Annotated in this window: 21 protein-coding genes and 1 tRNA gene; 5 read left to right on the forward strand and 17 right to left on the reverse strand. The window is 48.2% G+C overall.

Annotated elements, in window-relative coordinates; genetic code table 11:
- Positions 1-3 precede the first annotated feature (3 nt).
- The 12 genes from CCUR_RS03975 to CCUR_RS04030 all read right to left on the reverse strand — a co-directional run bounded on the left by CCUR_RS03975 (position 4) and on the right by CCUR_RS04030 (position 11,194).
- A complete protein-coding gene (locus CCUR_RS03975; protein WP_012803194.1) occupies positions 4-1,008 on the reverse strand; it encodes a DHH family phosphoesterase in 1,005 nt (334 codons plus the stop codon).
- Positions 1,001-1,357 carry a 30S ribosome-binding factor RbfA gene (rbfA, locus tag CCUR_RS03980; RefSeq protein ID WP_012803195.1) on the reverse strand — a complete coding sequence of 119 codons (357 nt, stop codon included), beginning with the start codon at positions 1,355-1,357 and terminating at the stop codon, positions 1,001-1,003. Before rbfA ends, CCUR_RS03975 begins: the two co-directional genes overlap by 8 nt.
- A gap of 141 nt (positions 1,358-1,498) precedes the next feature.
- A complete protein-coding gene (gene infB, locus CCUR_RS03985; protein WP_012803196.1) occupies positions 1,499-4,288 on the reverse strand; it encodes a translation initiation factor IF-2 in 2,790 nt (929 codons plus the stop codon).
- A 9-nt stretch (positions 4,289-4,297) separates the two neighbouring features.
- Positions 4,298-4,615 carry an RNase P modulator RnpM gene (gene rnpM / locus CCUR_RS03990; RefSeq protein ID WP_012803197.1) on the reverse strand — a complete coding sequence of 106 codons (318 nt, stop codon included), beginning with the start codon at positions 4,613-4,615 and terminating at the stop codon, positions 4,298-4,300.
- Positions 4,616-4,621: 6 nt separating this feature from the next.
- Positions 4,622-5,830 carry a transcription termination factor NusA gene (nusA, locus tag CCUR_RS03995; protein ID WP_012803198.1) on the reverse strand — a complete coding sequence of 403 codons (1,209 nt, stop codon included), beginning with the start codon at positions 5,828-5,830 and terminating at the stop codon, positions 4,622-4,624.
- Positions 5,831-5,849: 19 nt separating this feature from the next.
- A complete protein-coding gene (locus CCUR_RS04000; protein ID WP_041225561.1) occupies positions 5,850-6,326 on the reverse strand; it encodes a ribosome maturation factor RimP in 477 nt (158 codons plus the stop codon).
- A 722-nt stretch (positions 6,327-7,048) separates the two neighbouring features.
- On the reverse strand, positions 7,049-7,873 hold the full coding sequence (locus CCUR_RS04005; protein ID WP_169302065.1) for a DNA/RNA non-specific endonuclease: 825 nt from the start codon (positions 7,871-7,873) through the stop codon (positions 7,049-7,051).
- 376 nt (positions 7,874-8,249) lie between these two features.
- Positions 8,250-8,828, reverse strand: a complete 579-nt coding sequence (locus CCUR_RS04010; protein WP_012803201.1) for an isochorismatase family protein — start codon at positions 8,826-8,828, stop codon at positions 8,250-8,252.
- Positions 8,829-9,115: 287 nt separating this feature from the next.
- Complete coding sequence (locus CCUR_RS04015) at positions 9,116-9,280, reverse strand: transposon-encoded TnpW family protein (RefSeq protein WP_006627244.1); 165 nt, start codon at positions 9,278-9,280, stop codon at positions 9,116-9,118.
- Positions 9,281-9,387: 107 nt separating this feature from the next.
- Positions 9,388-10,005, reverse strand: a complete 618-nt coding sequence (locus CCUR_RS04020; protein WP_012803202.1) for an SAP domain-containing protein — start codon at positions 10,003-10,005, stop codon at positions 9,388-9,390.
- A gap of 110 nt (positions 10,006-10,115) precedes the next feature.
- Positions 10,116-10,940, reverse strand: coding sequence for a recombinase family protein (locus tag CCUR_RS04025; protein ID WP_012803203.1), 825 nt, complete (start codon positions 10,938-10,940; stop codon positions 10,116-10,118).
- Positions 10,941-10,990: 50 nt separating this feature from the next.
- On the reverse strand, positions 10,991-11,194 hold the full coding sequence (locus CCUR_RS04030; RefSeq protein WP_143711812.1) for a hypothetical protein: 204 nt from the start codon (positions 11,192-11,194) through the stop codon (positions 10,991-10,993).
- A gap of 461 nt (positions 11,195-11,655) precedes the next feature.
- Between CCUR_RS04030 and CCUR_RS04035 the strand changes: the two genes are divergently transcribed.
- Positions 11,656-12,765, forward strand: coding sequence for a cation diffusion facilitator family transporter (locus CCUR_RS04035; protein ID WP_012803205.1), 1,110 nt, complete (start codon positions 11,656-11,658; stop codon positions 12,763-12,765).
- Between the two features lie 355 nt (positions 12,766-13,120).
- On the opposite strand, the gene CCUR_RS04040 is transcribed toward CCUR_RS04035, so the two are convergent.
- Positions 13,121-13,552 (reverse strand): Dps family protein, encoded by a 432-nt coding sequence (locus tag CCUR_RS04040; protein WP_012803206.1) that lies wholly within the window; start codon positions 13,550-13,552, stop codon positions 13,121-13,123.
- 135 nt (positions 13,553-13,687) lie between these two features.
- Complete coding sequence (locus tag CCUR_RS07630) at positions 13,688-14,656, reverse strand: ATP-binding protein (RefSeq protein ID WP_012803207.1); 969 nt, start codon at positions 14,654-14,656, stop codon at positions 13,688-13,690.
- Between the two features lie 365 nt (positions 14,657-15,021).
- Between CCUR_RS07630 and CCUR_RS04050 the strand changes: the two genes are divergently transcribed.
- Positions 15,022-16,920: an ABC-F family ATP-binding cassette domain-containing protein gene (locus CCUR_RS04050; protein WP_012803209.1), complete on the forward strand. Its 1,899-nt coding sequence runs from the start codon at positions 15,022-15,024 to the stop codon at positions 16,918-16,920.
- 81 nt (positions 16,921-17,001) lie between these two features.
- Complete coding sequence (locus CCUR_RS04055) at positions 17,002-17,730, forward strand: TetR/AcrR family transcriptional regulator (protein ID WP_012803210.1); 729 nt, start codon at positions 17,002-17,004, stop codon at positions 17,728-17,730.
- Between the two features lie 232 nt (positions 17,731-17,962).
- Here the strand turns inward: CCUR_RS04055 and CCUR_RS04060 are convergent, their stop codons facing one another.
- Positions 17,963-18,736, reverse strand: coding sequence for a mechanosensitive ion channel family protein (locus CCUR_RS04060; RefSeq protein WP_012803211.1), 774 nt, complete (start codon positions 18,734-18,736; stop codon positions 17,963-17,965).
- Positions 18,737-19,105: 369 nt separating this feature from the next.
- Between CCUR_RS04060 and CCUR_RS04065 the strand changes: the two genes are divergently transcribed.
- Both CCUR_RS04065 and CCUR_RS04070 read left to right on the forward strand, forming a co-directional pair.
- Positions 19,106-20,008: a MerR family transcriptional regulator gene (locus CCUR_RS04065; protein ID WP_280985060.1), complete on the forward strand. Its 903-nt coding sequence runs from the start codon at positions 19,106-19,108 to the stop codon at positions 20,006-20,008.
- A 63-nt stretch (positions 20,009-20,071) separates the two neighbouring features.
- Positions 20,072-20,146, forward strand: a tRNA-Thr gene (locus CCUR_RS04070).
- 45 nt (positions 20,147-20,191) lie between these two features.
- Here CCUR_RS04070 and polA read toward each other — a convergent pair.
- A complete protein-coding gene (polA, locus tag CCUR_RS04075) occupies positions 20,192-22,849 on the reverse strand; it encodes a DNA polymerase I (RefSeq protein ID WP_012803212.1) in 2,658 nt (885 codons plus the stop codon).
- 61 nt (positions 22,850-22,910) lie between these two features.
- On the reverse strand, positions 22,911-23,621 hold the full coding sequence (locus tag CCUR_RS07245) for a winged helix-turn-helix domain-containing protein (protein ID WP_012803213.1): 711 nt from the start codon (positions 23,619-23,621) through the stop codon (positions 22,911-22,913).
- Positions 23,622-23,637: the final 16 nt, after the last annotated feature.

Genomic DNA, 23,637 nt, shown 5'->3' on the forward strand with positions numbered 1-23,637 from the left:
TTGCTATTCCCCTTCTGTTTCCCGAGAGGCTAACCGTGAAAACTCTGTTTCGATACGTGCACGTGCAGCGCCAAGTGATCCATTGAACGTAAAACCTGCAGCCGCCCGATGACCGCCGCCACCCAAGCTGCGGGCAATGACGCCAACATCAGTTTCGTCTTTTGCGCGCAGGCTGCCACGTACGGTAGAGCCCTTTTCACGCAGCATGCAAGCAACACGCACTCCACGCACCGAGCGCAGCACATCAATAAGTGGTTCAGCATCGGCACGCACAGCCCCCGCCTCTTTGAAATCAGCTTCAGAGAGTACACTGACAACAAAGGCACCATCATGAAAGTACTGGGCATGCGCAAGAGCGATCTGTTCCAAGCGCAGCGACGCACGCGAACGATTTTGAAATACTTGCATGGCAATATACCCCGGATTAGCACCGGCACGAACCATGGAAGCTGCCACATCAAACGCGTCTGCAGTAGCATTTTGAAAACTAAAACGCCCGGTATCGGTCATTAGACCGGTGAAACAACAGGTTGCCATCGCCGCATCGCGATTGATATCCATCGCCTCAAGCAAATGCCATATCAGAAGTGAACAAGACGGTGCATCCGCATCGACGAAGTTCATCTGTGAAAGCGGACTTTCGCTTATATGATGGTCAATCGTCACCGTGGCAGGCGCTTTTGCATGCAAGTCGGCTGCAAACGAGCCCAAACGAGCAGCACTTGGCACATCAACGGTGACAAAAAGGTCAATTGATCCTTTGAAGTGCTCAGCCGGCACGAAATCGGCAGCACCCGGAAGAAAACGCAGTCCATACTCAATTGGCTCGTCAGCCGCCAAGAGACAGATTGCTTCTTTTCCCGCTTGGCGCAAGCCACACGCAAGGGCAAGCTGCGAACCAATGCAGTCACCGTCAGGGCTCACATGCCCGCAGATGGCAATACGCTGTGCCCCAAGAATACGATCGGCAATCTGGGAAAGAGTGGCGTTCGTGGCTGTGTTATCCATGGGACGCATCTCGTTCCGCTTCGCGCTTGAGTGCTTCTTCGATACGCTGCGCCGCATCGACGCTTTCATCCCGTATAAAACGCAGATCAGGAGCAACACGCCACGAGAGCTGCTGAGCCATAATCGAGCGAATACGTCCCCGTGCGGCAGCAAATGCCTGTGCAACTTCAGTATAGGACTGAGCGTCGCAGGTATAAAACACATTACAGGCACTGCGATCGAAGCTCACTTCGCAGTCCGTTATTGTCACTAACGCAAGGCGCGGATCAGATATTTCGAACAGTAAAGCATTCGCAATAACCTCGCGAGCCTGTTGATTTACCTTCCGGCTGGAAGAACTCTGCTTCATAGGAAGCCTCCTTGCAACATGCCGCCTATGCCGAGCTACCAGCACTTACCTGTGACAGTAAGCAAATGAGTGGCACTTTATGCGACAGAAGAATGCTTAAAAGCCCCCACAAGCTGAGGTACCTGCAGAGGCTTAATGATTCTACTCGGTGCGCTCTACTTCAACCACCTGATAGCCTTCAATGGTGTCGCCCACCTTGATATCCTGGTATCCCTCGATCTGGATACCGCACTCATAGCCTGAACGAACGGTCTTAACATCGTCTTTGAAGCGACGCAAGCTCGCAATAGCACCTTCGAATACCACGGTACCATCACGCACGATACGCACCTTGTCGTCGCGACTGATTTCGCCTTCGACAACGTATCCACCGGCAACCGTTCCAGCCTTAGGAACCTTAAATGTTTCGCGCACCTCAACGATACCCGTGTCTTTCTCAACAATATCGGGAGACAGAAGACCCACACGTGCAGCGTTAATATCTTCGATTGCTTGGTAGATAACCCGATATAGACGAATATCCACCTTTTCTTTTTCAGCGAGCGTACGACTTTTGCCCGTTGGGCGTACGTTAAAGCCGATAATGATGGCATCGCTTGCCGCCGCAAGAGTAATATCGGTTTCCGTAATGCCACCAACCGCAGCATGAATAATATTAATCTTTACCTCGGACTGGTCCATCTTGCCAAAGGCATCACGCAGAGCTTCGATTGAACCCATCACGTCAGCCTTCACCACAAGGTTCAACTCAGTTGTCTTACCTTCTTCGATATGACTAAAGAGTTCATCAAGACTCATATGACGTGACTCTTGCGCTTTAAGACGAGCGCGTAAGGCACGCTCTTCCGCCAGCTTACGGGCGTCGCGTTCGTCTTCGAATACACGGAATTCGTCGCCCGCAGCTGCAACGCTACCCAAGCCCAGTATCTCAACCGGATCAGAAGGCTTCGCTTCTTCTACCTGCTGGCCACGCGTACCAACCAAAGCGCGCACGCGACCGTAGCTGGTACCAGCAACTACAGTATCGCCCGGACGCAAAGTGCCGCGCTCAACAAGCACGGTTGCCACCGGACCGCGACCTTTATCAAGATTGGCTTCAATAACATAACCGGATGCCAAAGCATCAGGATTTGCTTTTAGTTCAAGCACGTCGGCTTGCAAGAGAATAGCCTCAAGCAAGTCGTCAATATGCAAGCGCTGTTTAGCCGACACATCAACGAACATGTTTTGGCCACCCCACTCTTCGGGAATGATCTCATATTCGGTGAGCTCTTGCCGGACGCGATCAGGCGTTGCACCGGGTTTATCAATCTTATTAACCGCCACAACAATAGGAACGCCGGCGGCCTTTGCATGGTTGATAGCCTCTATGGTCTGCGGCATAACACCATCGTCGGCAGCAACCACCAAAACAACCACATCAGTTACCTTAGCACCGCGTGCACGCATGGCAGTAAATGCCTCGTGACCAGGCGTGTCAATAAACGTAACCTGACGACCATTGAGGTTGACGACCGACGCACCAATCGCCTGAGTGATGCCGCCCGCTTCGCGTTCAGCAACACCCGTATGGCGAATAGCATCGAGCAAGCTCGTTTTGCCGTGGTCAACATGACCCATAACCGTTACAACAGGCGGACGGGGCTTGAGATCTTCGTCTCGATCGTTATACACAACCGCAAACTCTTCTTCGGGCGATACCACCCGCACCTTGCGGTTCATATCATCAGCAATCAGTTCAATAAGGTCATCGCTCATACTCTGCGTTAACGTGAGCGCCTGACCCAGCATGAACAGGCGTTTTACGATGTCATTTGGCGCAACGTCGAGTAATTCAGCAAACTTCTGAACGGTTGCACCCTGAGGAATTTCAACCACAGAATCATCGAGCACCAAGCTTGGGTCGAGACCCTTTTCGATTGCTTCCATTTCGGCGCGCTCGCGCGCTTCCGCTTCGCGCTTTTCCTTGCGCTTGCGGCGGCGTCCTTCACCTTCGCCACTTGCCGCTGCAACGGCCGCACGCGCTTCGGCAAGTACCTTGTCACGCTGAAGTTTTTCAGCCTGAACAGCCATGTGGGCATAGCGATCTTCACCCGATGCAGCAACCTGTGTGAGCTCGGGTACGTCTGGTTCGAATTCACGGTCATGCTGGCGGGCACGACGACTGCCCGCTGCCTGTTTGCGATCGCGACGATTCTGTTTCACCGCTGCTTTTTCACTCTGAATACGCTGCTGTTCGCTTTCGATTTGAGACAACAATGAATCGAACCGATTAGCCGCACCAGCTGCAGGTTTCGGTGCTGCCGTTTCGCGCGAGCTTGGTGCAGACACTGATACCGAAGATGCTGCCTGGCGCGGACGTTGATTTCCCCGCAGGCGCGCTTCAACCGCACGTTTCTTTTCAACATCGCGTTCAATTGCGGCTCGACGAGCTTTTGCTTCAGCTTCGGCCTTTTCACGCGCAACGCGTTCTTTTTCAAGTGCGATCTGATCGGCGAGATCAGCATAAGGAGACGGCGCTGACCTCGGCGTAGTATGATCAGCTGAAGGCTCATCAGCAGCGGTGGTAGAACCCGCAAACGCACCAGAGGCTCCCGCTGCCTGCTGCTCTTGCTGACGACGAGCACGTTCCGCTTCGCGCAGCGCGCGCTCCTTTTCAACAGCAGCACGTCTGGCGGCTTCTTCTTCAGCCTTTTTGGCGGCCTGATCTGCCTTCTCGCGCGCAAGCTCTTCAGCTTCCTTCTGATCGATAATGCCAGCCTGTGCCTTTTCTTCAGGCGCAAGGTTCTTGCGTATCTTCTGCACATAGGCATCATTGAGAACGCTTGCATGGCTCTTCGCGGGGATCTTCATCTCTGCCAAACGCTCAAGCAATTCTTTGCTTGACATGTTCAGCTCTTTTGCCAATTCATGTACTCGCATGCTGGCCATTCGCATCTCCTAGTCTATTCCTGCACGCCGCTCGTGCTCTCTGAGCATGTCAGCGACGATCTGTTGCGCTGCGCGGTTATCAACCCGCGTCTTCAAAGCTCGCCCCATAAGGCCCTTGCGACAAGCCTCTTCAAGACAAGCCGGACTGCACACATAGGCACCACGACCCGGTGCACGTCCCGTTGGATCGAACGCTACCGTGCCATCAGCATGGCGCACAACTCGAAACAAGTCGGCTTTCTCACGCTTTGACGAGCACGTCATACAACGACGCGTACGCAACGGAGGCTCATGAGAGCGTCTTGTTGTCGCAGCAGCGTTCATCATCGTACCTTACTTCTCTGCCTGAGAATGAATGCCGCAGAAGCGGCTGTTTGGACGCGCGTGGTTACGACAGCGCACGCCCTCTTCATCGATAAACTCACATTGTCCGGAAACAGCGTCATCGGGTTCTTCGTCGATCAGAATGTTTTCAGAAACAACCGGCTCGCCAGCAAATGACGATGATTTAATGTCGATATGCCAACCGGTAAGGCGAGCAGCTAATCGAGCATTCTGACCTTCTTTGCCGATCGCTAAAGAAAGCTGATCATCCGGAACGATAACGGTTGCGTAATGCGTTTCTTCATCGATATCAACGTGAGAAACACGAGCAGGCGAAAGAGCGTTGCGCACATACGTTGCCGCATCATCACTCCACTGGATGACATCAACTCGTTCGTTGCGTAATTCTTCAACGACCATACGCACACGAGAACCTTTAGGGCCAACACAGGCACCAACAGGATCAAGATGATTTTCGTGGCTAACCACTGCCACCTTGCTGCGTGCACCTGGTTCGCGCGCGATTGATTTAATTTCAACCACACCGTCATAGATTTCTGGAACTTCAATCTCAAAAAGACGGCGGATTAAGTCGGGATGGGTACGCGATACCACGATAGACGGACGTGCCTGTTCGCCACGCTGCCGTGATTCTTCCGAATTGGGGTTTCGTACCTCGATAATAAGGGTTTTTAAACGCTGATTATGACGATAGCGCTCGTTAGCCGGACGTTCGTTACGTTCGTCAGGAAAACGCTTCTGATCGTAATGAGGTAGTTCCGCTTCAACGCCGTCACGAATCTTGATAATGGTGAAATCAGGAGTGCCCTGCAGGACGGTACCGGTGACTAAGTCGCCCACCCGCTGGCTAAACTCTTCGTAAATAGACTGACGACCCGCTTCACGCACAATGGCGTTGATAACACCTTTTGCATTCTGCGCCGCAATACGGCTAACATCATCAGGTGTCACATCGCGTTCTTCGAAATCGGTATATTCACCTGTTTCAGGATCGGGTTCGCCCTGCGGCACCAATTCATAAACGTAAATTTTGCCCGTGTTGCGATCGATTGTGACACGAGCATCCCATTCGAGATCGAGAATGTTCTGATAGCTCTTTGCCAGCGAAGCCTCTAAACGCTCGATCAGATAAAATTCATCAATCTTGCGTTCATGCGCTAAAGCATGTAATGCCTCGATAAGCTCAGAAGTCGCCATGGCAGTCTTATCCTTTCCCTTAAGAGTGAAAATCAACGGAACCCTTGAGATGAGCCCGTTTGATCGCATCGTAGTTTATTGATGTCACCTCATCGGCACCATCCACCAGCAGAAGAACAGCTCCATCGGCGAAACCCTTCAGCATACCGGTGAATTTACTGCGCCCATCGATCGGTGCACGCAGCACAATCTGTGCTTCCTGACCGCTAAAACGCTGAAAGTGCTCAGGCGTACGCAGAGGTCTATCGATACCTGGGGAACTCACCTCAAGCATGTAGGCACCTGGAAACGGATCGATGGCATCCATGATCTCGTTAATCCACGACTGAGCAGACGCAAGTGCATCAAAGCTAACACCATCAGGAGTGTCGATGAACACCCGAATTGTTGGCGCCTTGCGCGACCCAACAATCTCAATTGATACGATCTCGATACCCTTTTCACGAGCAGTTGGTTCAAGCGCCTCTAAAAGCCGCGTTTCTTTACCGGTGAGAATCTGGCACCCCCTTTTTCTCCCAGAACAAAAGAAAGCGGGACGAATCCCACTTTCCAAGCTAGCGAAAGTTGTCCACATGCGAGCAAACCTCGTATGCATGAGTACGAATAGTACTCTTTTTTGGTCTCGTGCGCCACTATCGTGAAGACTTCCCCATAACCGCGCTATCCAGCCGTGATATGTCGTAGCTTTATCGCATATATATCCTTAATTGGCTATAATTTCTGGCAGATTGGTAAAAGAACCTGTTCATCTACTCGAGCAGTCGTTTGCGACAGGACAACAACAAGGCACTACCACAAGGGAGCTCATGGGATTGCCGAAGGAGAAAACGCGTAAGCACAGGCAGCGCACTATTATTGCAGGACTTGCCCTTTTGATGATTGTCGCTGTTCTTGTATCGCATTCGATAACGACCTGCAACAGGTCGTGACCGAGTACTACCACCTGTTCTATCACTACGATCTTAGCCAGGCTGACTACGATGCCTTAATGGCTAATGCACTACCAAAGAAGTAATGCTTACCTGTAAGGTAGTGAATAAGCAGTAAATCACTCATACATGTTTTAAGGGGCAGCGAGCATTCATGAGCCGAAACGGATTCATGGATTCGCTGCCCGTTCGTTTGTTTCAGCTTGTTTCAAAAACGTTTGTTTCGAAAACGTCGGTTTGCTTCACGATGCCATACTCATACGTCATATAGCATCGCTAATCATGCGACTTACGAAGGTGAAAACGTGCCATCGTGGTAATCAATGGAATAACCCTTTGCGGCATTAAACACTATGACATGCTCGTCAATACTACCGTCTGACGAGCGCATATCCACACTCACCGCGCGCGGAACCAGTTCGTCACCCACATACAACGGTGTCGCAGCATATTCGACTGTTTCACTCTGATGATCTTTGAGCCAATCTCTGACTTTTGTTTCTGGATACGCCATACCACCAGGTCGTGTTGATGAATTAGCGCCCACATTCTGCATGCGTGTGCCAGTAACTGCATTCTTTCGAACCGCATCACCACCAAGCGAGTCTGCTATTAGGTGCGAGCGATTCCAAAACCAGCCGTGATACACCCGCCCATCAGGTAAATCGATGCCTACTTCGGCGTTATCGCCCCACCCACTTGGGTTATCACCAGCAGCAAACTTCTGCCGCCATCCAGCACTTTCCTCGATCATATCCCAATCGACCGTTGCCGCCGCCGACCCGGTCCGACCCAGTGCATCAAGTGGCGAATAATCAACCTGCCCAGCAGGAGGAATATCATCAGGTATTTGGGCAGGGCCTTCAACTGTGTAATAGTCGGGGGCAGTTTGTTCATCCCACTGTGTCCAATCAACGGGACCATCACTTGTTGGCGCCGACATAAAGTTAGGAAATGAAGGAATGGAACAACCTGAAGCAACAAGAACCAAAGAAAGCATCAGGAGCAGCATTACCGCGAACACGCCGCGTCGATAGCTAAACTGCACGTAATCATCTACTTTGTGTGCTGTTGTGTCACCTGTTACTGAAATAGTCCGCCTAAAAGACACCATCAGTCCTTCCCCGTTGTCATGTATGATTACCCACTCGATATCGTGCGCAAACGCTCTATATTGTAAGCAGCGCTCTTTACCACGCACGCATGTTCTTTTGCTCATTGATACCGTTTTAACAAGAAACGATATCTCGGTTATCAGCACCTATTGTACCGAGCCAACCTTGCCGTAATGCAGCAGATCTTTCATACCATGTTGAACGAGCGGGTAAAAGCACAGTTCAAATTGCTTTATAGATTCGAATTGTCCTTATATCAAACCTTTGCATTACGTAATACGCCCGCATTACATGCGCTGCTCGTCGAGCAAACCGCAACGCGCAAAGTCATATAGATTCGTAAAAATTGGGCAAGCCCATTACGCGCGCTATAGTCTAGCGAACCGTAACCCCTAAGTGTGGATACTCAGTATAGATTTCCCCTACGCGATCTGCATTGATACCAGCGCACAGAGAAGCAATTGTCTCAACGTGATAGCCCTGTTGCACGGCATCGCGTATCGTTGCGTCCACACAGTAATCAGTCGCAATGCCAACAATCACCAGATTAGTTATACCTTGTGCGGTAAGAAAGGCATCCATCGACTGGCTAGAATCGCCGCGCAACACACCCTCAAAGCCGCTATAACTTGCGCATTGCATTCCTTTTATAATGGATACAACTTTTTCAGACGGAGCTGTATTCAATGCATCACGCACGTCGGTAAAAAGCTCGCTTCCCCAGGTATCAGCCACACAATGAATGGGCCAGCTGTCACGAAAATCGGGTTGATCACTGAAATGAGAACCGGGATCAATATGCCAATCTTGCGTCGTCACGATGTAGTCGTAATCAGCCGCCTGCTCGCGTACATATGACGCAATGGCACAGGCAACCTCTGGTCCATCCTCTACCGCAAGCGTACCAGTGCAAAAATCGTTTTGCACATCAACAAGTACCAATGCATTTGGCACGATAATCTCCCTTCAAGATTGAGCAGCAATCCCACCAAACCGATACACAACTATGTTTCTTACCTATCTATCGTTCCATTGAGACGGCAGCGTTATCTATCTATCATCCCGTCAGGACGAAAGCTTCCACGCAAAGCCAATTCTTTTTCACATTCTCGTGGCGAACAATATTGGTAAAACCGGCTGCTGCATACCATCAGAAATCAACCGTATACGGTAACAATATATGCTTACGGCTCCGTTTGGGAAGATTTGTCAAGGACATAAACAAAATTTTTTTGATAAATTTATATCTTCTCTGTTTCTCTCTTGATTAGCTTTAGTATTTTATCCTTGTATGTTTCCCCTGTACCTTGCTTGAAATGTAGGTTTACGGTGTATTTTGTTTTTCCAATATCCATTATTAACTGTTTATGTTGTGGTTCTTTTATTACTCTTTTTTCTTCTTCCATGTGTCCTCCTTTCCGTTTTTAAGCAAAGAAAAAACAGCAAACCTTTTTGATTTACTGCTTTCGTGTTAGCTTTTATTGAATTGTTAGTTTAGCAAGCTAAAAATATCCTACTTGCAATACTCTTTTATTTTATCGGCATATTCAGTCAAAAGATTCTTTGAATAAATTTTTTCATTTCTTGAATTTCTGACTTCTTTCCAAAGAATAGAAGCTACTTTTAATTTGTTTGAGTAGTTGCAACTATTTTCGTCTGCACAGAAATCCTTTAAAAATTGATTCCATTGACAAACCGAATTATCATACTTTGCATAATCTGATTTCCCATAATAAACTTTTAGCATATCTTGAATTGTAAAACTCAAATCATTTTCTCTTTTTACTTTTCTCCAAACTGTTGCCATATCAGCAGTAAATTTAAATGGTGAGATACCTGTTAAAACAGCGAAATATTCTCTGAACTTTGCATTAAAAGAAAAACCACATTCAAGTAATGGTGTATCTAAAGTAATATTTTCCACTTGCTTCTTTTCATTTTTTATTGATGATTTTTTAATCAAATTACCCTTAAAGTATTGCTCAATAATATAATTGAGTTCCTGTTTTGTACCTCTATATTCTAATCCTAATGACTTGCATATCTGTGAAAGTTCTTCACGATACCAATAGTATTTAGTAAATTCATCAAACGATGTAATTTTGTCAAACTCAGGTCTACTTTCTATCAATTTTTTATCTCCTCAAAACCAATTTACTTTTTCATCTCTAAATAATGGTGTTTCACTCTCTTTGTAAGGATTGTAGTTGTTACAATTACAACCAAACTCTTTCAACGCTTTTATCTTATTATCGGCTGTCCAAATATTGTTTTACCAAGTACAGTGTGTCCCATATATTCTCTTTTTTCTAAGATATAACCTACTGTGGTCGGTGTCCAAAAATACGGGTCTTCTATTCCTCTTTTCTTTGAGCTATGGTTATTTTCGGGATAATGTATTTCTGCATAGGCTGACGGAATAAGGATTTTATCTTTGGTTAGTATATCTGCTATCTGTGTTACTCCATATCCCTCTATAACAAGATGGTAAATGCGTTTTACGACCTTTGCACTCTCTTTATCGACAAGTAACTGCTGTTTGTTCTTTGGGTTTCTATAATAGCCGTATGGAACGCTTGGAGATACTCTTTTACCCTCTTCCATTCTTGCTCTGAAGATAGATTGTATTTTTCTTGAGGTATCCCTTGCATACCATTCGTTCATAATGTTTAAAAATGGGGTAAAGTCGCTTTCTGCTTGTTTCTCACTGTCTATTCCGTTATTGATAGCGATAAATCTTACTCCCTTTTCTTTGAAAAGTATTTCGGTGTAAAAGCCTACTTTGAGGTAATCTCTGCCAAACCTACTCATATCTTTTACTATCACAGTAGATACTTTGTTTTCTTCTACTGCTTTTATCATTTTTTGAAATCCCTCTCTATCAAAGGTTGTTCCGCTTACTCCATCGTCTGTATAGTGATAAATATTTACAAAGCCGTTTCTTTTGGCATAGCTTTCAAGTAGCTGCTTTTGATTGGTGATAGAATTGCTCTCTCCTTGCATTTCATCATCACGACTTAAACGCTCATAAAGAGCTGTTTGTCCTGTTCTTTTCGTATTTGACATGAGAATTACCTCCTTTCCAAGTTTTTGTTATTTTCTCTGTCCCTAAAAGGTTAATCCTTTTGGTGAGATTGACTCTTACATGCTGGGTCGATACGGATTTCTTCCCCATGACCACGCAAGACAACTTCATATCCCATAGCCGCCGCCATTGACACGAGTTCTTCAGCTTTCACATCGTCACGTTTAAAGCTAAACAAATCAAAGATAGTGGCATGCGTACAGCCAATAGCATTGGCAAGTTTCATTGCATTCATGCCACTTGAATCCAGCATTTTTGTTATAGCTGCAAGTAATTTCATAGTCTCGAGTATATACGAAGGATTGTCCTGCCAGAAAGATAGTACTCAGTAGTGGTTTGTAATCTGTTCTTAGTGAACGATTTAAAACAGCGGAAGAAATCTACTTGCCGCCTTTTAATGTTGCACTACTATAAGTTAGGTTAGCCAAACTTCAATGTGGAGTGTAAAAAATGGCAGGTAAAAGATAGCTATTCACCGTAGGGCTGAATATTCGGAATTGGTTACATGTATCACCTGGGCGTTCAGAGCTACTTGCATGTACTAACTGAACATTCAGAATTGCTTGCATGTACTAACGAGATGTTCAGATTCGTTAACATACACTAACCGCTTGAAATTGACTATACAAATGTGCGGTAAGCATACAGAAACGAAAGGAATGCAAAATAGGCACTGAACTGGAAATACAAATCGGCTTGAAGGCACGCAATCGCTCCATTCGTCAGGTAGCGCTTATCAACATTGCAGCAAACATCCTTCTCGTTGTCTTCAAGATGCTCGCTGGTCTGCTTTCCAATTCGGTCGCTATTATCCTGGGTGCTATCAATAATCTTTCCGATGCGCTTTCTTCCATTATCACGCTTATCGGTGCCAAGCTTTCCGAACGAAAACCCGACCGCAAACACCCGTTTGGCTATGGTCGTATCGAATATCTTGTCACCTTTCTGGTGGCTGGTATCGTGCTTTATGCCGGTATTAATTCCATGCAGGAAGCTATCGCACGCATCATTACGCCAGAATCAACTACGTATGACTTTACGTCCCTCTTGATCGTTTCTGTTTCCATTGTTGCAAAGATGGTCTTAGGCACATTCACGATTAAGCGTGGCAAGCGTTTAGGCGCCGATGCCCTGGTTGGGTCCGGCATCGAATCACGCTATGACGCCGTCGTATCCGCTGCCACTCTCGCTTCAGCGGGTGTATACCTCGCGGGTGGAATTTCGCTTGATGGATGGGTAGGCGCGATTATTTCGCTGCTTATTATTAAAGCAGGGTTCGATATTCTTCGTGAAGCGGTCAGTAAAACGCTTGGTGAACGCGCTGAAGCACAGTTATCCCAAGCAGTACGGACAACCATCAACCAGATAGATGGTGTACATGGCGCCTACGACTTGGCTCTATATGACCATGGCCCAGGTGCTATTGATGGATGTGTTCATGTGGAAGTAGATGACACGATGACGGCCGCACACATGGATGCAATCAGCCGTCGCATTAGAAAAGAGGTCTACGAAAAACAGCATGTCCATTTGCTGGCGGTTGGTATTTATTCAACAAACACTCAAAGCAGTAAAGCAAGTGAAATACGCACGGGTATAGCAGACATCATTGCGCAGTTTCCCCACGTACACGACCTTCATGGATTCTATCTGAATGAGGAAACAGAAACGGTGAGCTTCGACGTGGTTATTGGGTTCGATGACAAAGATCGATATGCCACCTTTAATGAAATATGTCGCCAAGCAGCGCAAAAGTACCCTCATTATGAGTTCAATGCCACGCTTGATGTCGATGCGACCGATTAGCCGATCGTGCGTCCCTTGTCCCTTTACCTCTTTATCCTTTATGGCACCACCCTAACCACCCTAACCACAATTACACACGCCCGAAAAGGGCTTAAAGCGCCTTCGGAGGCGCTTGCAATAGGGGAAAACCATACACCACAGTCTCAAGTAGGCTTGAATTCTCTCAGTCGGACATAACAAAATGACACCCACAGACTGACTGTCAAAACGCCGATATGGATAGCTCTCAGTCAGGCATAACAAAAAACGGCTATCCCTGAGGGACAGCCGTATCAACCATGGTCTCGGTATTTCAGTCTTCCCTCGCATGTGCAGCCGACCAGTTGCGCACGTCAGCAAGAAAGAAAACACTTGCTTACATCTGTGATTGACCGATCATCCAGATATGCTTGGACAGCAGTGCAATGTGCTCGTCCATAGCTGCTGAAACCAGATAATTATCTTCAGCATCAGCATCTTTCTTGATGTCAGCAGCAAGACTCCGCAGCGATTCAAAGTCGCTCTTTACCGTTGCGAAGAGTGCATTCACTTCTTTGAAGCCATCTTCTGCTTCGTCAATTGTGGCAGCTTTAAGGAAGCCTGCCATCGAAGCGAGCGGCTGACCGCCATTTTGCAGCACCAGTTCGGCTACTTCGTCGATCTGATCAAACATCTGGTCATAGAACTCTTCGAGTTTGGCATGCGTGTTAAAGAAGGTGTGACCTTTGATGTACCAATGGAAGTTCTGGGTTTTGTGGGCTACTACTGCATAGTTTGCTAACAAAGTATTGAGCTTGTCGTTAATCATGAGATGCCCCTTTCATAGGATGTATCGATTAACTTGTACAAGCTATCTATAACCGTGTGCAACTTTATTTTCAAGAGTGCGAGAACAATTCTCATATCCCCGTTCTCCAACGGTCTAAATTGTGCGGCGAACCGCTTATGACAACAGATCACCATTCGTATCAATAACCGTCACATGCAGCGGGATGTCTTTTCCGCTTTGCTCTATCGCACGCCGCACCGCCATTTCAATACCGCCGCAACACGGCACTGACATACGCGCCACAACCACATCACGTACGTCATTAAGTGAAAGAATGGCAGAAAGTTTTTCGGTGTAGTCAACGGCGTCAAGCTTCGGACACCCAATAAGTGCCACACGACCCGTCAGGTAATCGCGATGAAAATCAGCGTAAGCAAATGCCGTGCAATCTGCGGCAATTAACAAATGGCATCCTTGGAAAAATGAACTCGATGGTGACACGAGTTTGATTTGAACCGGCCACTGAGAAAGTTCACTATCAAGTGCCCCATTGCGACGAACTCCAACGGTTGGCAGCGCATAGTTGCCACTAAAGGCAGCCGCTATATCAGCTGCATTGGAGGACTGCGACGGATTTTCGTCTGTTAACGATGACAGCACGCCGTTGAAGAAAGATACTGCCGATGAATTCACCGAAGATGGTTTCGGCACGGCAGTTGGTGAATTATATGGTGAGGACATTGATGCACGCTGGGGCGATCCAGCTAACGGGGTAGATACGCCCGATGACGGTACGTGTCGCTCGAACGTCATAGCGCGACTACCAGGACAGCCGCCAGCAGGCTCTGCAAACGCAACCGAAGTTGTCTTGACCGTCTGCGCCTGAGCGTTATCGACACGAGCACGTTCAAGCTTAGCCGCCAACACAGCTGCTTCGTTATACGGGGCGGCTTCACGTTCTTCCCAGGTGATAGCACCAGTGGGACATTCAGGCAAACAATCTCCCATGCCATCGCAATAGTCATCACGTAAAAGACGAGCTTTGCCGCCAACCAAGCCAATAGCGCCTTCATGACAAGCAGTTACACAAATGCCGCAGCCATCGCATTTCTCTTCATCAATCGTAATAATTTGTCGTTTCATCGATTACCTCTCTCGTATGCATGCCGTATCGTACTGAGCCCCTTTCAGGTGGTATGTTGCAAAAGCAACACTCCACGATCTCGTCGTAACAACGCGTTCAACCGATACAAAGCGAAGTGATCGTGTTAACTTCACACCCATAAGAAGAGCAACTCCCGAAAGAAATACGAGGTGCGCTACCATAGAGATAATGTCGCTATAGTGCTGCAGCGCAGCGGCGCTATAGCGAACAATGCCGCATTGATAAGGGGCAGCCTTGCTATGATCAATGCCGCTATACGTGCCATTACGATAGTGAATATCATTATTAATAGGTAAAACAGTATTGCTTTGTGTTTGTAAGGAGATTACTCGTCGTGCCCGTGATGCTTACCTGTAAAGATGCTAGCTTGGACTTCCCCACCAAAACTATTTTCAGCGAGGTAACACTGGGCATATCGTCAGGTGATCGTATTGGTATTGTCGGAGCTAATGGCGACGGCAAGTCAACACTGCTGAACCTGCTCGCACGACGCATCGAACCCGACACGGGTCAGGTTATACCTAGTGGCAATGCAACTATCGGATTGCTGGGCCAACGTGATACTCTCAACAACAACAACACCGTTGCAGACGTGCTAGCAGGTGCCCAAGTTGATGCTTTCACCTGGGAGGCAAGTCGCGAGGCACGAACTATTGTCGAAAAACTCTTGGGCGACGTTGACCATTCAAAACGCGTTGCCGACCTTTCGGGCGGACAACGCCGCCGTTGTGACCTTGCGCGTCTGCTGATTGGCGACTGGGATATTCTCATGCTCGATGAGCCAACAAACCACCTCGATATCGGTGCTATTCATTGGCTTGCCGAACACCTGCGTAGCCGCTGGCAAAGTGGAAGTGGAGCCCTTTTGGTTGTCACGCATGACCGCTGGTTTCTTGACGAAGTCTGCCGCACAATGTGGGAAGTACATGATGGACAGGTTGACCCCTTTGAAGGTGGTTATTCGGCCTATGTCATGCAGCGGGTTGAACGCGACCGACGTGCCGCCCTTGCGAAGCAAAAACGCGAAAACAAGCTGCGTAAAGAACTGGCGTGGCTGTCGCGCGGCGCGCAAGCACGACGAAGTAAACCACGTTTCCATCTTGAGGCTGCTCAGGCGCTGATTGCTGACGTGCCCGAAATGCGCAACTCCCTTGAATTAAAACAAATGGCCGTATCGCGTTTGGGCAAGCAGGTACTTGAACTTTCTGATGTCTGTCTTGACCGTGGTGGACAGAGAATTCTCACCGATATCACGTGGAATATCGGACCTGGTGACCGCATTGGTATTCTTGGTGAAAACGGCGCTGGCAAGTCGTCGTTACTGCATCTACTCAATGGCAGCTTGCGCCCAACCTTGGGGCACATTAAAACAGGACGCACTGTTCACTTTGCTACTTTGACACAAAACCTTGACGAGCTTACCCCGCTTGAAGAAGACACCATTCGGGTAGTGTTATCGCGCTATAAAACCTTCTATCAGGTAGAAGGCAAGAAACTTACCCCTGCTGCGCTACTTGAGCGCGCTGGCTTTACGCCGGCAGAAATGAATGCGCGTATCAAAGATCTCTCCGGTGGGCAACGACGGCGACTCCAGCTTCTGCTTATTCTGCTCGACGAACCCAACGTGCTCATCTTAGACGAGCCTGGTAACGATCTCGACACCGACATGCTCGCAGTCACTGAAGATCTGCTCGACAACTGGCCCGGTACTCTTATTGTGGTTAGTCACGACCGCTATTTCATAGAACGAGTAACCGATAGCCAATTCGCGCTCATAGATGGCCATATCCACCATGTACCAGGCGGTGTTGACGAATACCTTTCGCTGCTTGAGCAGAAGCACCAAAGCACGCAATCGAATACAGCAAAAGGCACCCAAACCGCCCCGCGCAATACGAATACAACGCGTGCTACATCGGCACATTCCTTTACAACAGCAAGTAACGAGTCAGCACGTTCCTCTGCAACACATAACGCGCGCAAAACATCCGACAGCACACGTGATGTAACAAGCGATGAACTCTCAAACGCCGAGAGGCATGCACTGCGCAAGCAACTGTATAGCCTTGAGAGGAAAATGAAAACCCAACAAAATCGTGTGACTAAGGCGCAAGAAATACTTGCAGAAACTGATCCTTTCGACTTTGTTGCACTGGGCGTGGCACAGGCAGAATTGCAGCATCATCAGGCAGCTTTGAGTGAGCTTGAGGACACCTGGTTAGAAATAAGTGACCGTATATAGAAAAACGGTTTATAGACCTTTTAATTGGTATGCAAAATGGTATATTTTCCGGGACCGATATCCACATGAGGGAATGAATTTATGGCACGACCACGTAATGAAAAACTGAAAGTCGTCATCCGCCGTAAGGCGTGGCAGCTGTTCGTTACTATTGGTTACGATGAAACAACCTATACCATTCTTGCTAAAGCCTGCAATATCAAACGCCCGCTTGTTCAATATCATTTTCCGAAAAAGGAAACGCTCGCTCAGCAATTTCTGCAAGCTGAACTCGAGCGTGCACAGCAAGCTTGGAACTTTTCTGATAACGACCTGTCACACAGTCTCGATGCCCTATATGCGGTTGGCACTACCTTGTATGAATCGTTTCTTTCCGATGAAGGTCGAGCGCTTTTCTTACGTGATATTCTTACAAGCCGTTCGTTAACCCGCACTGTGATGCCCTTCAATACCGCCTGGATTACCTCACATGCACAAAGTACTCAATCTGATCAGGTACGTAACGGCGAAGAATTCGAGCCAACTGACGAAACACTTACCCATTTTGGCGGCTTCTACGAGGCACTGTATAAGCATCTTGCCGAAGGAACCTCGTATGATGTTGCAAGTGGACTTGCGCCCGTCATGAAAACTATCGCCAAACAGCTCGGGTACCCAATGGCGCAAATCTATCACCTGAACCCCGAAGAGAGTTTCGGCACCTTTGCTCTTTCAGCTGCGCTCCATCGCATGCAGGAAGATCCACTTGCCTGCTGGCTCTACGAAGGTAATTTTTACAAACAGGATTCGGAACTACTCGCGCACGTCTAACACACATTCCGATACTATTTTCATCCGCTTACCACAGCCTGACTGGCAGGTAGAGTAACAACTCTTCGCACAGCGGGGTTATTTTGATGTTGTCAAAGCTGATAGTTTTAATGGTTTGGGAACTCATGCTTCGAGTACATACCCACGTTGCATGCTGACCTCAACTACACCCGTACATTAAGCGACTTTAACCTTGCAGTTTATTATCGCTGCTCGGGGCGTGCTGATAGCCCTAACTCTCATCGGCATACTCGGTAAGCACGGGAGCAATGGCACGCAGTACCTTATCGGCTGCATCAGATGAAGTAATCCGCGAACGCTTATAGTGCACCGTTATATCGCCAGCTAATCCACCCACTTCTTCCCCGCGCATAAGGACCGATACACCCTTATCGCCTATTGCATGACCGAGTGCATGACGCGCTGCTTCAACGGCTCGGTTACTAAACGCATCAAGATCACTTCCTATAGCTAAAAGAAAAGGAACGCTCACAACCCCTTCTTCACCGATACTGGCAATGGCGTTTTTGTTCATGAGTGAATTCGGTATGGAATGAAGGCTGCCGGATGAATCAATGATCGTCGTATGGCGCCAACCAATATCGACAACCCGCCCGCGTTGACCAAGTACCTCGATGTATTCCCCGAGTTCAACGATCTTACCAAGCGAGACCTGCAATCCGCCAATAAGGTTGAGCAAAGTATCTTGAAAACCAAGCGAGATCGCAATACCGCCAACACCTAACGCCGTAACAAATGCCGTGAGATCGTAGTTGAAACAAACCTTTGAAAGAATGGCTAAACCCAGCAACCAAATGATGATGCGAGCGATGTTTGCCAGAATGGATCCACCCGGTAGAGGGGTTTTATCGCTGTTTGATAACCGTTTGATCAGCGAAAACACCCATCGTTGGACGATATAAGTAACAACAATAATGACAATAGCAGCAAGCACCGAAACAGCCAGCGCATAATTCTGAATGAATCCACTGAGAGCATCGGACATGTGAAAACCTTTCACCTAAAGGAAACGTGCTTATTCTAACAGCAAGATGATACCGACACAGCATCGCTAATCGACACGCTCAAGCAAGACATCTAAAAAGTGCATAGCCGAAAAGCTTAAGCTTATGCATTAAGTTAAACACGTATCGAGCCAGACAAACGTTCAGCTATAAAACTATGCGATAACAACGTTCAAAGGAAACAAACCCGCTAAAAAATAATGGGGTGTGCTCATACACTTGTGAGATATCTAACTTGTTGAAATACGAATGAAGCAGTATGTCTATACACCTATTGGAGTATCCTTGCCGCCGAGCCATGACATTGTTGTTTACTTCCGCCAATATTCCCTCGGCATAAAGTAAGCCGCATCTATAATCCGCACTATCCTTGCGCATCGGATCGAAAGGAGCCGACCACGGAATCGGATACAGGTTATAGCACCGTCGGCGAAGTCGCAGAACGCGTCGGTATTACCGTACGAACGCTCCAATACTACGATCAAGCGGGCATCCTCAAGCCGTCGGCAAAGGGCAGCCGCAATCAGCGTCTCTATTCCGAAGAGGATATCGAGAATGTCTATCGCATTCTGGTCATGAAATTCCTTGGCATTCAGCTCGATGATATTAAGCGCGATCAGGATGATTACCGCACTATTGATAGTGTCAAACAGCTGTTCAGCGAGAAATCAAAGACCATGGAAGCGGAATTTAACGAGCTGTTACGGCACTTTACTGCTTTGAAAAACCTTGCCGCTACCACGCGCGATGACGACAGTATTGACTGGTCTCGCTATGCGCGCATCATTCAAGACTTTGAGGATGGCGGAAAGTATTTCTGGCAGCTGAGCTGTGTATACGAAGAAAATGCTTCACGGGAAGTTGAAGCCGCTGTTCAGCGCAATATTGAAGAAAAGCAGCGCCATCATGAAAAAATGCGTGCGATGCACGAACTGATTGCGCAGGCTATCGTACTCATGCATGATGGCGTTCCCGCTGATGATGAACGAGCACAAGAACTTGCTCGTAAATTCAATTCTATCCAGGACAAAACCGGTTGGGCGATGCCGGTTAACCACTTTATTCTTGGTGATGCGCACTCTTCGCATAGTGGCGATCATGCGCATACAAACCATCATGCTTCCGACAGTATGCCTCCTTCGCTGGCAGAGGCGAATACCTCGCCCTTTGGCGAGCTGCGCAACGATGTCGGCGCGTACTTCTTAAAGGCAAGTCAAGCGCTACAAAAACAGCAAAAACGAAAAGAATTGTAGAAAACGTTTCTTGTCAAACACACTTGCCGAAATGCGGAAGTGTGGCATAATAAACAGGCTTTTGCCAGTGTGGCGCAATGGTAGCGCATCTGATTTGTAATCAGGCGGTTGCAGGTTCGAGTCCTGTCACTGGCTCCAGTAAACCATTAGTCCAACCAGCAGATGCTGGTTGGACTTTTTGTTCTAGTGTGCTTCTGCCCAGTTTTTGGCGCTCTGCACATCAACAATAAGCGGCACATCCAATTCAACAACGTTTTCCATTACCTCTTTTAAGAGGGCAGATACCTCTCCTACCTGGTCAGCTGGCACTGACAGGTCAAGTTCGTCGTGAACCTGAATCATCATCTTCGCATTAGGGAATTCATGACGTAGGCGCGCATCGACTTCGACCATGGCCTTCTTGATGATATCGGCTGCTGTTCCCTGCATTGGATGATTCATCGCGATGCGTTCACCAAAAGCTCGCTGCTGCGCATTATGAGCACGCAATTCAGGGATATGGCGCTTACGACCAAACATCGTGAGTGCGTAGCCCTTCTCATGTGCCTGCGCAACAATGTTATCAAGATACGCCCGCACAACCGGATATGCCGTAAAGTAGCGGTCGATCATCGCTTGCGCTTCACCAAAGGGAATCCGCAAACTCTGCGACAACCCAAATGCTTGCTGCCCATAAACGATACCGAAGTTAACTGCTTTCGCACGGCTGCGCAGTTCAGGAGTCACCTCTTCAACAGGTACCCCAAAGACACGAGCAGCAGTGGCCGAATGGAAGTCGGCACCTGAACGGAAGGCGTCAATTAAATGAGCATCGCCGGATAGATGCGCGAGCAGGCGCAATTCAATCTGCGAATAATCGGCCGACACAAAAAGATGCTCAGGTGATAGCGGAATAAAACATTCCCGAATATGACGTCCAAATTCTGTCCGCACCGGAATATTTTGCAGGTTGGGATTACTTGAACTTAAACGCCCCGTCGTTGTTACGGTTTCATTAAACGAGGTATGAAGACGTCCATCAGCTCCACGCAGCTTTGGCAGCGCATCAATATAGGTGCCCATAATCTTTGCCAGCTCGCGATATTCCAAGATAAGGCCCGGTAGCTGATGTTCGCTTGAAAGATCTTCAAGCACTTTAGCATCCGTTGAATATCCCCGTGATGTTCGTTTACGCGGCGGCAAACCAATAACATCAAAGAGAATATGGCTCACCTGCTGAGGCGAATCGATATTGAACTTTTCACCCGCTAGCTCATAAATACGCTCTGATATATCAGCAATATTCTGAGCCGTACGAGAACCAAGTGCCTGCAAGGTATCAGTATCAAGCAGCGCTCCAATGCGCTCCATATGGGCAAGCACCGGGACAAGCGGCAGATCAATCGTATCGTAGACGCCTTTCGTGCCGTCGGCCACCAGCGCCTGTGACATTGGGTCGATAAGTGCCCGTAAGCATGCAGCCTGCATAACTAAGCGGTCATCATCATCCTCAACGGGCGCCAATGCACCTTCAAGATATGTTTCGGCAAGATACGAAAAGTCATAGCGCGACACAGACGAATCAAGCACATAGGCAGCCAAGGTGACATCAAAGAAGTTCATGGCGAACAAATCGGCTTCGGCAATATGTATCTCTTCAGCAGTATCCGGCGGATAAACACACTGAAGTGCTTCCTTAGCATCAAGCACTGCAATGCGCAGAGAAGATGACCGACCTACGGCAAACCCCAATAAAGCACGTGCGCGATCACCTTCGATAAGCGCACAACCGGTGTCGCAGGCGACTGCCAGCTTCAAACCTGATTCAAATAAGTTTTCCTGATCAGATATGGTAAATGCCATACCAATACGCTCAGCACCTGTGCATTCCACACTGTCGTCAAGCACCTGTGCAATCAGATTGTACGCTTCATCATTACGTGTATAGTCTTGCCACTTCAGAGCAACCACATGACCAACAGGAGCCTCTTCACCAATGAGCGATAACACACGACCCAAATGAGCCCGCATGCCAAGCTTCTCAAACGCAGCTGTCACGGCTTCTTCATTAAATGACGGAAAAGTGAGATTCTCGAGGTCGAGTTCAAAATCAAGATCGCACTTAATAATGGCAACATCACGCGAAAGAAATGCCGCATCGCGATTATCGCGGATACTCTCCTGCTGCTTGCCTTTCAGCTCGTCGAGATGCTCATAGATGCCTTCAATACTCCCAAAGCGCTGCAACAGCTTAGCAGCCGTCTTCGGGCCAATACCTGGCACCCCTGGAATATTGTCTGATGAGTCACCCATCAACCCTAAAAAGTCAGGAATCTGTTCAGGAGAAACACCATACTTTTCTTCTACACCCGCCGGATCGAATATGACCACATCGGAAATGCCGCGTTTGGTGTTGACAATCCGCGTGTGGTCGCTGGCCAATTGGCAGGCATCCTTATCGCCCGTTACCAGCAGCGTGTCATAGCCAGCTGCATCGCCACGCGCCGCAATGGTACCTAAGATATCGTCACCCTCCCAACCAGGAACTTTAACAGCAGGAATGCCCATTGCGGCAAGCACCTGCTCAACAACGGGAAACTGCACACGCAGATCGTCATCCATGGGTGGACGCTGAGCCTTGTACTGCTCAAGAGCAGCAATACGATGCTGTGGTTTACCCACGTCAAACGCACATACCACCGCATCGGGATGAGCGATATCAATAAATTTCAGAAACATTGAAAGAAAGCCAAACACCGCATTGGTCGGCGTGCCGTCGGGAGCATTCATAGTGGGAGGCACCGCATGATAGGCGCGATGCATCAGAGAGTTCCCGTCAATGACGGCAATTGTTTTTGGCATATTCATTCCCCTGCCCTGTTGTCGTGATTTCTCTTCGAATTATAACCGAGACTATGCTGGACTAGATTTGCCACAGATAGCCAACACCACGTACGGTTTCTAAGTGATGCGCTAAATCTGGTCCCAGTTTGCTCCGTACGCGACGGACATGTACGTCAACCGTGCGGCTTCCACCGTAGTAGTCAAAGCCCCACACACGCTGCAACAAGGCATCACGACTAAACGTACGACCAGGGTGTGCTGCAAGAAACGCGAGGAGCGCGTATTCAAGGTAGGTCAGATCAAGCGGAGTGCCCGCGATAGTAACCTGATAGGTTGCAAGGTTGATGCACAGTGAACCAACGGTAATGGTGTCGGTCTCAAGCGCATCATTACGAGGCCAGAGCAAGCGTCGAATACGAACGCTGCACTCCCCTTCGCTTGCCGATGAAACGACAAAATCGCTTTTTACCTGGCTTGGAAGACGTGTTTCTTCCAATATATCGGCAGGCGCAATAATAAGTGTTGGTATGCCACCGGCCTCAACCAAAGCTGTTTCTAGGGCAGCCATCGACATCGATACGTTTTGATTGAACTCAAAAATCACCAAATCGAAGTGCTGACCGTGGTCTAAGGCACGCTCAAACCGAGCTGTTGAATGGGCGACAAAATCGATAGGAAGTGCCGAGAGCACCTGCCGAAACTTATACGCACTCTTTAAGCTATCGGCAACAAACGCAACCTGCTTGCGGGCTTCGTCAGTTTCGTTATTTGTGACTGTACTCGGTATCATTGATTGCCTGTCTGTA

Origin of the sequence: Cryptobacterium curtum DSM 15641, from assembly GCF_000023845.1 — a bacterium.
Taxonomy (GTDB): domain Bacteria; phylum Actinomycetota; class Coriobacteriia; order Coriobacteriales; family Eggerthellaceae; genus Cryptobacterium; species Cryptobacterium curtum.

Bases quoted from the DNA above. Each gene is read 5' to 3' on its own strand.
- CCUR_RS03975 (WP_012803194.1), bottom strand. From the start codon at position 1,008: ATGGATAACACAGCCACGAACGCCACTCTTTCCCAGATTGCCGATCGT.
- rbfA (WP_012803195.1), bottom strand. From the start codon at position 1,357: ATGAAGCAGAGTTCTTCCAGCCGGAAGGTAAATCAACAGGCTCGCGAG.
- infB (WP_012803196.1), bottom strand. From the start codon at position 4,288: ATGGCCAGCATGCGAGTACATGAATTGGCAAAAGAGCTGAACATGTCA.
- rnpM (WP_012803197.1), bottom strand. From the start codon at position 4,615: ATGATGAACGCTGCTGCGACAACAAGACGCTCTCATGAGCCTCCGTTG.
- nusA (WP_012803198.1), bottom strand. From the start codon at position 5,830: ATGGCGACTTCTGAGCTTATCGAGGCATTACATGCTTTAGCGCATGAA.
- CCUR_RS04005 (WP_169302065.1), bottom strand. From the start codon at position 7,873: ATGGTGTCTTTTAGGCGGACTATTTCAGTAACAGGTGACACAACAGCA.
- CCUR_RS04015 (WP_006627244.1), bottom strand. From the start codon at position 9,280: ATGGAAGAAGAAAAAAGAGTAATAAAAGAACCACAACATAAACAGTTA.
- CCUR_RS04025 (WP_012803203.1), bottom strand. From the start codon at position 10,940: ATGTCAAATACGAAAAGAACAGGACAAACAGCTCTTTATGAGCGTTTA.
- CCUR_RS04030 (WP_143711812.1), bottom strand. From the start codon at position 11,194: ATGAATGCAATGAAACTTGCCAATGCTATTGGCTGTACGCATGCCACT.
- CCUR_RS04040 (WP_012803206.1), bottom strand. From the start codon at position 13,552: ATGATTAACGACAAGCTCAATACTTTGTTAGCAAACTATGCAGTAGTA.
- CCUR_RS07630 (WP_012803207.1), bottom strand. From the start codon at position 14,656: ATGAAACGACAAATTATTACGATTGATGAAGAGAAATGCGATGGCTGC.
- CCUR_RS04050 (WP_012803209.1), top strand. From the start codon at position 15,022: ATGCTTACCTGTAAAGATGCTAGCTTGGACTTCCCCACCAAAACTATT.
- CCUR_RS04055 (WP_012803210.1), top strand. From the start codon at position 17,002: ATGGCACGACCACGTAATGAAAAACTGAAAGTCGTCATCCGCCGTAAG.
- CCUR_RS04060 (WP_012803211.1), bottom strand. From the start codon at position 18,736: ATGTCCGATGCTCTCAGTGGATTCATTCAGAATTATGCGCTGGCTGTT.
- polA (WP_012803212.1), bottom strand. From the start codon at position 22,849: ATGCCAAAAACAATTGCCGTCATTGACGGGAACTCTCTGATGCATCGC.
- CCUR_RS07245 (WP_012803213.1), bottom strand. From the start codon at position 23,621: ATGATACCGAGTACAGTCACAAATAACGAAACTGACGAAGCCCGCAAG.